A 12,735-nucleotide genomic window follows, 5' to 3' on the forward strand; every position below is an offset into this window, starting at 1 on the left:
AGCGGAGCAACACAGCCTTGGCAGATGGATGCCACCGAGCTCTCCTATCTTATCCGTTGCGGGAAAATTTCCAGCCGCGAAGCGACGCTGTCGTGCCTGTCTCGGCTTGATGAGGTCAATCCCAGGGTCAATGCAGTGACGCTCGTTTTGCGCGACCAAGCACTCGCGCAAGCTGACGAGGCTGACCGCCGCCTGGCGAGCGGCGAGACCCTCGGATTGTTGCATGGAGTCCCCGTCACCACCAAGGGCAGCACCGATCAGCTTGGATGCCCCACCGATGACGGTGTCACCGCCTTTCGGGATCGGCTGGCGGGATCCGACAATCCGGTGATCGCCAACATGCGCAAGGCCGGCGCAATTTTCATCGGACGAACCAACACCCCGTCATTCTCGATGCGCTTTGAAACGGACAACGAACTGCACGGTCGAACACTGAATCCATACAGCAAGACGCACACGGCGGGCGGCTCAAGCGGCGGCGGCGGAGCGGCCGTTGCCGTGGGCATTTCATCCATCAGCCAGGGGAGCGACCTCGGTGGATCGGTGCGCTGGCCGGCCTATTGCAATGGCGTCGTGGGGCTGCGGACGAGCTACGGCCGCATACCGTCGCTCGACGCGACCAGTCCTGGCGGGCGATTGCTTTCCGCGCAGCTGATGCTTGTGCAGGGTCCAATAACGCGCACGATAAGGGATGCTCGATTGGCCCTCACGGTGATGTCTCAACGAGATCACCGGGACAGCCGATGGGTCGATGTTCCTTTGCGAGGCCCGCCCGCGCCGAAGAAGGTGGCTCTCGTTCCTCACGTCCCAGGGGCTCCCGACAACCCTGTCGTGGCGGAGGTGGTCCGTAAAGCCGGCCGCAGGTTGGCCGCGGCAGGCTACGTGGTCGAGGAGGTGGTGCCGCCGCTGTGGGATGAGATCTACGAAATTCACCATCGCATCGTTGTTGTCGATCTAGTTGGCGGCTTAAGCGACGCAATTGCCCAATTCGGAGACGAGGGCGTCAAGCGCACCTTGGCCAATTGGCAGGTCTATCGACCGCCGGTCTCCTTCTCCGAGTTCTTGCAGGCTTTGAAGGACAGAGACGCTGCCATTACGGCCTGGACAGCTTTCCTCGCCGATACGCCGATCGTCATCACGCCGATCGCCGCCGGTCCGGCGTTTCGCGCCAATCTCGACTCAGATAGCGCCGCGTCGATGAAGACAGTGTTGGATACCGCTGCGCGCTATCTGTACCCGGTTCCGACTTTGGGCTTGCCGGCGCTCAGCGTGCCGCTCGGCAGCCATGACGGCTTGCCATTGGGAGTGCAGATTATCGCCGGGCAGTATCGAGAGGATCTTTGCCTGCAGGTGGGAGAAATCATCGAAGCCCACGAGGGCGTTCGCCTTCCCGTAGACCCGCAGTTCTAGGGGCCGGAATGCCGGTGAGTCGTGTCACGGCTAGTTCCGGGGCGCCGGCTTGAACGGCTAAACTGGGTTCGGTCACTTAGGCCGCCAGCCAATTTGCAACTTCGAATTAAGAGAGATCGAATCTGATGACTGGCCCAGACGCTGTTCGCGAAAGCTTGGCCTTGTATCAGCGCCTCCGAGACGGACGGCACAGCTGAGCAGGGAGAGGGCGGTTGGCTTTAGTCGACCAGCTTGAACTTGTGGAGACGTCGGGCATCGAGGTCTTCCAGCTCCGGTTGGTGCAGGTCAGTCTTCAATCAAACTGATCCTCGAGCGGGGCCGGAAGCGCTGCGGGCTATCGCGTTTATAGCTTCCGCAGTTGTTCTGTCCTAGCGCGGGTGGATCGGGCTGCGGATAAGTTCGTCGAGCGCTGGCATCTGAAACGCAGCAACAGGACCATGAACCGGCAACGACTTGGCGATTACGGATCTCGCGGGGCCGACGAAGCAGAATTGGTAAGGATGTCTTCGACCGGTTCGTCGACGAATTGCCTTAGGATCGCCAGCAGCTGGCTCGCTGGAAATCGGCGGGCCGCTGTCGCGAGCCTAGTCACATCGCCATGTGCAGTGATGCTCAAAACCCGATTCGGCTATTCGGTATCCTGCATGACGAAAACTCCTAGCATGGTATTCCGCGCGGGTCACTCGTCGTGCGTCGCGCAAACGCCCATTCTATTGACCACGCCTTCAGGATCGTATACTTAGAATATACGACCTGTCGGGGGACGGGCGTGCGCAAGTCGATGCGCGCTCAAATCGAAAATAAAGACAAATCAAGGAGGGATCAGAAATGCAGGGAATTTCAACCACGCGCCGTCGCTTCATGATCGGAAGCGCGGGCATTACCCTGGCAACCGCCGTGGGGTTTCCGGCCGCCGTAAGGGCCGCCGGCGCGCAGATTGGCTTCATTCTGTCGAATTATGTTGTGCCGAGATACAGATACCTCGACCAGCCATTCTTCGAGAAGGCCGTCAGCGCAGGCGGCTTCGAGCCGATCGCCACGCAAGCGAACCTCGACGTCGCGCAGGAGCTGCGTGACGTCGACAACTTCATCAATCGAGGAGTCAAGGTTCTGGCTCTGATCGCGATTGATAAAAAGACCAGCATCAACATGGTTCGCAAGGCAAAGGACGCGGGCATCCCGGTGATCGCCTACAATGAGGCGATCCCCAATCCTGACGTTTCGGCCTTCGTGGGTCGCGACAATCGAAGCGTTGGCCGTAACGCTGTCCAAGCGGCAGCCCAGATGGTGGGCCTGGAAGGGAAGTTCGTGATCGTCTCGGGAAGCCCCGACGATACGGTGGCCGAAGAATGCACCGCCGGATACTACGACGTCCTCAAGCCGCTCATCGACTCCGGCAAGGTCCAGATCGTGAGCCAGCAGTTCAACGCAAATTGGGATCCGGAGCTGGCGCGGCAGCAAGCGGAGAATGCGCTCTCCGCCAATGGCAATCAGATCAAAGGTTTCTTCTGCAATGACGACGGCATGGCCGGCGGCGTCATCCAGGCGCTCCTGGCGCAGGGACTGGCTGGGAAGGTCTTCGTCAGCGGACAGGACGCCACGACGCAAGGCTGCCGGAATATTCTTCTCGGTCACATGATGGTTTCAAGCTTCACGAAGTACGACGTGATGGGAACCACCGCGGGAGAGCTCGCCCTGAAGCTAGCCAAGGGTGAGGCACTAAAGGCGCCAACGACTTACCTAGCTGAAGGAAAAGTACCGCTACCTTGGTGGCCGATCGAAAGTTATAATGTCACCAAGGACAACGTGGCAGATCATCTCGAGCACTACAGCCCAGGTTACCTGGATTCCAAGGCAGCGCTCAAGGGCCTTGACGACAGCCTGGTTCCCGAGCGTCTGCGCAAACTGCGCTAAATTAAGACGCCCGGCGGCTGCTCGTCGCCGGGCGATAAAACATCGGGAGGGGATACGTCCAAATGTCGGAGTACGCGCCCAATATGCAGGCAGCAAGTCAGGTCGATGTTAGGGCGAGCGACATGAAAAACACGTCGCTTGCCGCGACCGTCAGGGATTTGCGCCTCATCATCCTGTTTGGCCTCACGGCGATCGCGTGGGTTGCATTCCACTTCACGACCGGAGGCTATGTGCTAACACCGCGCAACCTCAGTATTCTTTCAGTGCAGATGAGCGTGACCGCCATCATTGCCGTTGGAATGACTTTGCTGCTGATTGCCAGAGAAATCGATTTGTCGGCGGGCGCCTCAATGGCGCTGATTATCGTTGTGATTTTCCAGCTGCAGGTTGTGGTTGACGCTTCGACTCCGGTCACGATCTGCGCGGCGCTGGCGCTCGGGGCAGCGATCGGGCTTTTACACGGACTGATCCGTATCCGCCTGATGATCCCTTCCTTTATTATTACGCTGGCGGGCATTTCTTGGATCCGCGGAGTCGCCTTCATTATTCCCGACGCTCAAACGCTGTCGGGCTCGTCAAAATCCTTCTACATGTTGTCGAATTCCCAATTGCCTCCGGCGGTCTCGGGTGCTCTGGTTGTCGTGGTTGGAACAATTTTCATTCGTAGCTGCGTGAAGAAGATGCGCACGAAGCAGCCGAAGCTCGCTATTTCGCGAACGGTTGAGCGACTGCAGCTGGCGCTTGTGCTCCTGGTGTCGGCAGGCGCTCTTTGGGTGTTTACGAGTTATCGAGGACTGCCCTATCCGACGCTCCTTCTGATCGTTTTGACCGGGCTGTTCCACTGGCTGACAACGAGCACTGACTTTGGCCGCTACGTATACGCCATCGGGGGCAACGATGAGGCCGCCAAGCGCGTTGGCATCAATGTGAAGGTCATCACGGTCATGCTGTTCGTGATCATGGGGCTGCTGACGGCAACAGCCGCCATCGTGCAGGGGGCTCTCCTCGACGCGGCGCCGCCAGGAATTGGTGATCTGGTCGCCCTCAACGCGATCAGCGCCGCGATTATTGGCGGCACGAACTTGTTCGGCGGTCAGGGTTCAATGGTCGGAACGGTCGCCGGCGCCATGCTGATGGCGAGCATTGCCAATGGACTGAGTCTTCTGGGGGTCAACAGCTTCAAGCAGATGGTCGCCACTGGTGCGGTCTTGCTGATTGCCGTCAGTATCGACTCCCTGACTGCAAAGAAACGGTGAGAGCAAGAAGATGCAAAACATCATCGAGGCCAAGGGAATCGCTCGCTACTATGGCGCGGTCACTGCCGTGGAGGGGATCAACTTCCATATCGGTCCGGGCGAGATAGTCGGTTTCGCCGGGGACAACGGCGCCGGGAAATCCACGCTTATGCGAATCGTTGCCGGAGACGTACCGCACTCAAAAGGTGAGTTGCTGCTACATGGCGTCCGGCAAGAGCAATATTCGCCGAAAAAAGCCCGCGGGCTTGGCATTGAGATGGTGTATCAGGATCTTGCGCTTTGCGACAATCTCGAGATCTATGAGAACATCTTCCTGGGCCGCGAGCAGCTCAAGTTCAAGCTATTTGGATTGGGAGCGCTTGATCAAGCGTCGATGCTCGATCAATCCGAGCGCGTGCTCAGTACTCTCGGACTGCGGCTTCCTTCATTGACTGAACCTGTCTCTGCGCTTTCGGGAGGGCAACGGCAGCTTGTCGCGATCGCGCGTGCCATGGCGAATTCGCCGCGGCTTGTCATTCTTGACGAGCCTACGGCGGCTCTATCGGTTGCGGCCGGGCGTCCATTGCTTGAGCTCATCAGGCGTCTTCCGGAAAACGGAGCTTCCGTGATGCTGGTCAGTCATCGTCTGTCTGATCTCATTGAGACGACGGACCGCATCTACATTCTCAGGCGGGGTTCGATCGCCTGTGAATTGAAGACGAGCGAGACGACCGAGGAAGAAATTCTGCATGCGATGGCAGGCGTGGGCGAGACGGCCCGGGCGGCAAGCACTGATCGGAGCCAGGCAAACTGCGCTCCTCAGAGTGAAGGTCATTCATTGCATTGAAGTCGATTCCGCCAAGTCGGTCTCACGCCATTAGCCGATCCGAGAGACGCCCTGCGTCTCTCGGAGCGCTCCGTGACGTAAACAGGAGGCGGACCGAGAGGCGAAACGGTCTTTGGCACCGGGTCATGCCGCCAGCTCGGTGAGGACGCTGCAATGGTGCGATCGGCTCGCCACGACCTGTGGGAGAGCCGATCCTCGGAAGGGCGAGATCAAGTCGGAGGAATTTTCGGTGCTCGAGATCGAGGTCCGCCCCGACGATACTGGGTGGTCTAGAACCAAGGTGCGCTTGGCGAGCCATACAATTTCGTTCGATGAGAACCTTTGTTGTCGAGGTGCGCGGCGGTTCCAGTCCTGTCCTGCATTGGCCGAGACTGCGTCGGCATGACTCGCCGCGCTCGGAATTGACCAGTGAATCTCTATGGGCCTAGTGACTAATAATGTTCGAGAAGAAGGTGCGGCCCGCTCTGAGCGCCCCTGTAAAACGCGTGTTTATCGAATTCTCGACGATTTCACCGCAGTCCATGGAGACGACGCGGTCCGCAAACTTGCGAGCAAAACTCGTTTCATGGGTGACAACCATCATCGTCATGCCTTCTTGGGCGAGGCCCATCATAACGTCGAGGACCTCGCCAACCATCTCTGGATCGAGCGCCGAAGTGGCCTCGTCGAACATCGACCGCGATGAGACCTTCCTGAAATGGCTCCAACGCGTTGACGCATTTTATCAGGCTAGACTTGCCCGATCCCGATGGTCCACAGACCACGACGACCTTCCCGCGGCCCACGGAAGTCGTGCAGTTCTTTAGGACCTGAAAGCGCGGCCCGTACCATTTGCTTAATTTAGGTTGTTGATCTCAATCACTGCCGCGCAGAGGGCGCCGGCTGGGCCGCAACCGCGTTGCCGGATGCAAACATGGGAGTCACCGGGCTGTGGCCGTCCGCGGCTGAAGATGTTTAACCAGCGACGAGGCAAGAAACCAAACGGCAAAGCAGTCGAACACGGCGAAGAGATACATTTCGACGCTCCGTCCGTGGGTCACTTTTGCGCAGCTCTGGGGAAGTCGGCGTGAGAGACGACGTAAACGAGTGAGGTGTCCTGAAACAGTATGATCGTCTGCGGAGGACAGGCAGCATAGAGATCAACACGGCTGAGCGGCGCCCGATAGACGTTTGGAAGAAGGGAGCTGTCGCTATTCAGAGTATCGGCGGTTCAGCAGCTGCATCGGCGGAGAGGCTCCCGCTTTCAACCGGATCCGCCCGGCTCGTGCCAAGATCCTAGTCAAGCGGGTAGTGGCAGGCTACCGAGCTCTCGGCGTCTGGCATCAATTGCGGGCGTTCTTCTTGGCACTTTAACTGCGCGCGCGGGCAGCGCGAAAAAAAGGCGCAGCCCGCGGGGATATTGAGAGGGCTCGGTGGTTCGCCTTTCACACTGCCGTGACGCATGTATCCCGCGCTCTTGCGGCGCGCCAGCGACGGCGCCGCCGCAAGCAGGGCGGCGGTGTAGGGATGCCGGGGCCGGCAAAAAATGGTCGGACGATCGGCAAACTCCACGATTTGCCCTAGGTACATGACCGCGATATCGTCGCAGATGAATTGCACGACACCTAGATCGTGACTGATGAACAGATACGAAAGCCGGTAATCGTCCTGGAGTCGGCGCAGGAGATTAAGAATTTGTGCCTGAATGGCCACGTCCAGCGCTGAAACGGGTTCATCACAGACGACTAAACGGGGATTGGTGGCGAGCGCCCTGGCGATCGAGATGCGCTGCCGCTGACCGCCCGAAAACTGATGCGGAAAAAGCGCCATCTGGTCCTGCCGCAAGCCGACGAGGTTGAACAGCTCGCGTACGCGCAGCTCACGTTCGGACTTCGGCAGCTCCGGGGTCATTAATTCGAGCGGCTCGCGGACAATTGCCCCGACGCGTTCTCGTGGGTTCAGTGATGAGTACGGGTCCTGGAAGATCACTTGAAGATGACGCCTGGACCGCCGCATGTCCTCAGCATCAAGTTTAAGGAGATCGGTGCCATCAAACATCACGGCCCCCGAATGAGCCGGTACTAACCGGATCGCGGCCATTCCCGTCGTTGTCTTGCCCGACCCGCTTTCGCCGACCAATCCAAGGGTTCGGCCAGGCCTTAGGGAAAACGACACTTGGCGCACGGCGTGCAGCACGGGCCGCTCGCCAAACAGTGATTTGGGAGCCGTGGCGAAGCGCACGCAGAGGTCTTTCACCTCAAGGAGTGTATCAGAGCTCACGCTACCTCCATTCCTCCGCCCTGAAACAGGCGACCTTGTGAACAGTTCCGTCCAGCGCAGGCCGGGTCGCGCGGCATTGATCAAAGGCCATCGGACAACGGTCAGCGAAGGCGCAACCGCGACCAAGGACGTGAAGCGGCGGTACGATACCGGGGATCTCGGCCAACGGCGGCATACGACCATGCTGACCAGCCTGCTTACCGAGCACCGGAATGCAACCAATCAACCCTCGTGTGTAAGGATGGCGCGGATTGTCAAGAATGGTGTCCGCGCTTCCGTTTTCCACCACGCGACCCGCGTACATGACGGCCACTTGGTCGGCCATTTCAGCGATCGCGCCCATGTCGTGCGTGATCAGCATGATCGCGACGCCGAATTTGTTCTGGATCTCACGCATGAGATCGAAAATCTGCGCCTGAATCGTGACGTCGAGAGCGGTCGTCGGCTCATCGGCTATCAGCACGCGCGGCCGACACGAAATGGCCATGGCGATCATGACACGTTGGCGCATTCCCCCTGATAGTTCGTGAGGGAACGACTTGGCCCTGCGCTGCGGGTCGGGAATGCCAACCGTCCGCAGAAGTTCCACGGCCAAACGACCAGCCTCAGCTTTGCTCGCCGATTGGTGCAGCATGATTGCTTCGGCAATCTGATCACCCGCCGTGAATACCGGGTTGAGCGATGTCATCGGCTCCTGGAAAATCATGGAGATGTCGGCGCCCCGCAGATTTCTCAGCCGCCTCTGATCAGCATGCGTGATGTCTTCGCCATCGAGCAGAATCTGGCCGTCCACCACGCGGCCCGGTGGGTTCGGGATAAGGCCCATTGTAGCGAGAGCGGTGATCGATTTTCCGCAGCCTGATTCTCCCACAATTCCCAGAGTTTCGCCCGGCATTAGATCCAGGCTAATTCCGTCAAGCGCGGTCACGGGCCCATTGCGCGTCGAGAACTCGACCTTCAGATCTCGGATCGAAATCAGTGGTTTTTCCATTTAGCGCCCGCGCAACTTTGGATTAAATGCATCATTCAGACCGTCGCCGACCAGACTGATGGCCAGAACCGTGAGAAAGATCGCGACGCCGGGCAATGTAACGGGCCACCAGGCATCGAGGATGTACTGCCGGTTTGTGCCGATCATCAGCCCCCAGGACATGATGTTTGGATCGCCCAGCCCCAAGAACGAAAGTCCGGCCTGGAAGAGAATGGCCACGCCGACGGTGAGCGTCGCCGACACGATGAGTGGAGGAAGGGCGTTCGGAAGGATTACTCTCCACATGATCCGCCCGTCGCGCGCGCCGATCGAACGCGCCGCCATGACGTATTCGAGTTCGCGTATTTTCAGAAACTCCCCGCGTGTTAAGCGGGCCGTTTGAGGCCAGAGCACTAGGCCAATCGCAATCGCCGTTGTCATCGTCGTGGGCGAGAACAACGTGATTACCACCATGGCAAAGAGTAGCGCGGGAAGTACCTGGAAGAATTCCGTAACGCGCATGAGAAGATCATCGACCCACCCACCAAAATAGCCGGCAATACCACCAAGTGAGATGCCGATTGCGAGCGTGATTAGCGCAGCCGCAGCGCCAACGGCGATTGTGGGGCCTCCTCCCCTAAGCAGTCCGCGGCCTAAATCGCGGCCAAGATAGTCCGTACCCAAAGGTGCCGCGGAATCAGTCCATGGTGGAGTTTCTGGAGCCGAGACAATCTCGTAGGGGTCGGCCTGGTAAAGGAAAGTACCAAACAGAGCAAGCGCGATGATGGCGGCGAGCAACACGGTGCCAAGCATGGCGGCTTTGTTTCGGCGGTAAACGATCCAGGCATCCTTCAGCGGGCTGATTGCCTCAGGCGGCTGCTTAGCCACAGCGGATGTCCTCGTGTTCGGCATCATGTTCATCAGTGCCGTCCAATTCGGATGCGAGGATCGACGAAGCGATAGGAGATATCGGTCAGGATATTGGCGACGACAACCATGAGAGCTGCGAAGAACAGGATGCCGAGCAAGGTCGGATAGTCGCGGCGAAGAACGGATTCAAATGCTAGCCGACCCATGCCTGGCCAGTTAAAGACAGATTCGACCAAGAGCGCGCCCGAAATCAAGTTGCCGAATTGGATGCCAACGACCGTGACGATCGGAAGCAGGGCGTTCCTAAGACCGTGCTTGAACATAACCGCCCTCTCGCTCAAGCCCTTGGCGCGCGCGGTGCGAACATAGTCGGCGCCGAGCACCTCGATCATTGAAGCGCGTGACAATCGCGAATATTGCGCCAGGAAGATGATGGCAAGCGTCGAAGCGGGGAGAACCAAATGGTACAAGATATCGCGAATATGGGCGAGGTAGCCGCCTTCGAACCGCGCGCCTGTCATGCCGTCAACCGGAAAGATAGGCCATACCGACGCGAAGAGAATGATCAGCATGATGCCCGACCAGAAGACCGGCGCCGCGTAGCCAATTGTCGAGACGACTGCAACGATGGCTGACAAGAGGCCGTCGGGCCGGCGCGCTGCTAGCACGCCCATGGCGACGCCAACAGCCAGTGCAACTACCTGAGAGGAAAAGACTAGAAGAATCGTCGGGCCCAGGCGAGCCGCGATGAGCGTGATTACGGGTTGGTTGAAGTAATACGAGATCCCAAGATCGCCCTTCGCGACATTGGCAAGATAAATCCCTAGCTGCGTGAGGATAGGCTTATCCAATCCATAGCTCGTCCGAATCTCGGCGAGCACTTTCGGATTGGCACCAGCCATCTCTCCCGCGATCGCCTGAGCTGGATCGCCAGGCGCCGCGTGAATCAAGAAGAAGTTCAGAACAAGAACGCCAACCAGCAACAACAAACCGTAAACTAGGCGCCGGCTGACATATCCAAATAATCCCATTTTGTCCTAATAATCCGGAAAAGAATCGACGAGTGTGGCCGCGTCCTTAGACGCGGCCACATTTGGCCACCGCAGTTGTATTGGACATTACAATCTCAGCTCTTTTCTTGAGTCCAGTATAGGTCATCCATCGACTGCATGGGGCCCCAAATCGACTCTGGAATGTTGGCCAGACGCTTGTCGTAGGCTGTCCGGTATGGAAGCACGTGGAGCCAGTGGATTGGCAGATCTTCTGCAACGATCATCTGGAATTTGTCGTAGAGATCTTTGCGTTTGGCCTTATCCATCTCGACTGCAGCTTTATTGAGCAATTCGTCCACTTCCGCATTGCGATACTGCTGAGTATTCGACCAGATCACGCCTTTTCGAATGTTCGAGGACAGATAGGTGCGGTGCACTCCAATGACCGGATCGGCCCAGTTGAAGCCCGCGTCCATCGTCAAGTCGAAATCATAGTTCGAGATGCGATTAGCCCAGGTCGGGAAGTCGGGGGCAGATCGAACGTCCAGTTCAATGCCCACCTTTTTGAGCTGCGACTTCAGATACTGGGCGACACCTTCCTGGACTTCGCCGACGTTAGGAATGTAGTCAATCGTCAGCCTGAAGCGCGTGCCGTCAGGACTTCTTTTGTGGCCGGCCTGATCAAGGAGAGCGTTGGCCTTTGTGAGATCGAAATCGTATGGAGCTATTCTTGGATTGAAAAATGGCCCAGATTCAATGATTGGCCCGTGCTGCGGTTTGGCGACGCCGCGCAGTAGGGCGTTGCAGATGAAGTTGCGATCGGTGGCATAGGCGATCGCGTGACGAACCATCTTGTTGTCCAGCGGGGCTTTCGCGGTGTTGAACGCCAGCCAGTTGATCGGACCCGCGCCGACATAACCCTTGTCGGTGACACCGAGACGCTCCACCTTTTCCAAATACTTGATGTGCTGGCTGATCTGCACGAAGGGGTAAAAGTCTGCCTCGCCGTTCTGCATAGCGACCAAGACCGCGTTCGGATCCGGATTGATCCGGATGACGATCTTGTCGAGATAGGGCCGCCCCTCAAGGAAGAACTCTGGGTGCTTGACCAGCGTGATCTGCTGTCCCGGCTTGAACTCCTCCAGCTTGAATGGGCCACTGCCGATCGGATTGGAATTCGCTGGATGTTTCATGATGTCCTGCCCGTCGCCGAATACGTGCTTCGGCAGGATAGGGCAGAGCGCGCTCGACATACACAACAGTAGCGCTGGGTGCGGGCGGGCAAGACGAACGACAGCAGTATGCTCATCAGGCGTTTCGACCGTACTAACCGGCTCGAACATGGTATTATATGGGTGATGAGCCTTGATCGTCTCGATGGAGAACTTTACGTCTTCAGACGTAATGGGCTTCCCATCGTGGAATTTGCCGTTCTTCACCAAATTCAGTGTCACAGATAGGCCATCCTCAGCGACCTTCCAGCTTTGCGCGAGATAGGGCTGCGGGTTCCAGTTCGCATCGTACTTGAGCGGTGACGCAAAAAGCTGTGTTCCTGGGACCGCGGTGGGAATGCCGGATTGAATAGCCGGATTGAGATGGCGAGGCGTCTGAGTTGTCACCATCACTAAAGTGCCGCCTGGACGACCCTGTTCTGCGGCTGCTGCAAACGGAAGTCTACCACCTGCAAGCGCCAGCGCAGCGGTCGATTGCAGAAGAAGTCTGCGCGAAATGTCCATGTTGTTCACCCTCTTAGTGTTCCTCGTTGGATAATTGTCGCCGGGGACCGCCCGTGGCAGCCTGCTGCGATCGCCGTTTTTTTCCACTATGGAGTTCAAAATACTGTCAGAAAAGAAATTATTAGTAATGATGAAGCATTCCGGAAAGTGATCGATGCCAAGCGCTTCGTCAAATTTGCCACAGCCCCTTTCTGGGGAGTGACCCGCGCCATTAACTCGAGCCGGTAGACTGAAGGAAGGTAAAAATTACCATGTTGCCGCAAATGAAACTTGCCCCTGCCAGCTGACGATTGCCTTTAGTTGCCCGAGGGACCGAGCATGTCGCGATCATTCAAGGTGCATCAAGGTTGAATGACCGGCCAAGAAGCTGAGTGCCAGCGTTATTACAAACTGGCCGCGCCGCGCCTTAAGGCGGCATCAGGTTAGATCTCACGTCTTTGACTGTTCAGGATCTCGGCATGCTTGATCCAGCATATGTCTTCCACCGATGCATAGGACCCTA

Annotated in this window: 9 protein-coding genes and 1 pseudogene; 4 read left to right on the forward strand and 6 right to left on the reverse strand. The window is 57.9% G+C overall.

Translation table 11 applies throughout. The features are described from left to right. The first annotated feature begins 24 nt into the window (after positions 1-24). The 4 genes from QRQ56_RS35230 to QRQ56_RS35245 all read left to right on the forward strand — a co-directional run bounded on the left by QRQ56_RS35230 (position 25) and on the right by QRQ56_RS35245 (position 5,406). On the forward strand, positions 25-1,410 hold the full coding sequence (locus tag QRQ56_RS35230; protein WP_438746091.1) for an amidase: 1,386 nt from the start codon (positions 25-27) through the stop codon (positions 1,408-1,410). A gap of 828 nt (positions 1,411-2,238) precedes the next feature. Continuing rightward, the gene (locus QRQ56_RS35235; protein ID WP_438746093.1) at positions 2,239-3,324 is read left to right on the forward strand and encodes a sugar ABC transporter substrate-binding protein; all 1,086 of its coding nucleotides are present in this window, start codon (positions 2,239-2,241) and stop codon (positions 3,322-3,324) included. Positions 3,325-3,386: 62 nt separating this feature from the next. Then, positions 3,387-4,580: a sugar ABC transporter permease gene (locus QRQ56_RS35240; RefSeq protein WP_438746095.1), complete on the forward strand. Its 1,194-nt coding sequence runs from the start codon at positions 3,387-3,389 to the stop codon at positions 4,578-4,580. A gap of 10 nt (positions 4,581-4,590) precedes the next feature. Continuing rightward, a complete protein-coding gene (locus QRQ56_RS35245; RefSeq protein ID WP_438746096.1) occupies positions 4,591-5,406 on the forward strand; it encodes an ATP-binding cassette domain-containing protein in 816 nt (271 codons plus the stop codon). Positions 5,407-5,830: 424 nt separating this feature from the next. On the opposite strand, the pseudogene QRQ56_RS35250 reads toward QRQ56_RS35245, so the two are convergent. The 6 genes and pseudogenes from QRQ56_RS35250 to QRQ56_RS35275 form a co-directional block, all read right to left on the reverse strand. Continuing rightward, positions 5,831-6,245: pseudogene (locus QRQ56_RS35250) on the reverse strand (ATP-binding cassette domain-containing protein); the annotation flags it as partial. A gap of 436 nt (positions 6,246-6,681) precedes the next feature. Further along, a complete protein-coding gene (locus QRQ56_RS35255; RefSeq protein ID WP_438746097.1) occupies positions 6,682-7,665 on the reverse strand; it encodes an ABC transporter ATP-binding protein in 984 nt (327 codons plus the stop codon). 1 nt (position 7,666) lies between these two features. Continuing rightward, entirely contained in the window at positions 7,667-8,656 is a 990-nt protein-coding gene (locus QRQ56_RS35260; protein WP_438746099.1) for an ABC transporter ATP-binding protein, read from the reverse strand. Then, positions 8,657-9,556, reverse strand: coding sequence for an ABC transporter permease (locus QRQ56_RS35265; RefSeq protein WP_438746101.1), 900 nt, complete (start codon positions 9,554-9,556; stop codon positions 8,657-8,659). Further along, positions 9,556-10,536 (reverse strand): ABC transporter permease, encoded by a 981-nt coding sequence (locus QRQ56_RS35270; RefSeq protein ID WP_438746103.1) that lies wholly within the window; start codon positions 10,534-10,536, stop codon positions 9,556-9,558. Before QRQ56_RS35270 ends, QRQ56_RS35265 begins: the two co-directional genes overlap by 1 nt. 95 nt (positions 10,537-10,631) lie before the next feature. After that, positions 10,632-12,233, reverse strand: a complete 1,602-nt coding sequence (locus tag QRQ56_RS35275) for an ABC transporter substrate-binding protein (RefSeq protein ID WP_438746104.1) — start codon at positions 12,231-12,233, stop codon at positions 10,632-10,634. Positions 12,234-12,735 lie beyond the last annotated feature (502 nt).

The sequence above is a fragment of the Bradyrhizobium sp. U531 genome, from assembly GCF_051710265.1.
Classification (GTDB): Bacteria; Pseudomonadota; Alphaproteobacteria; order Rhizobiales; family Xanthobacteraceae; genus Bradyrhizobium.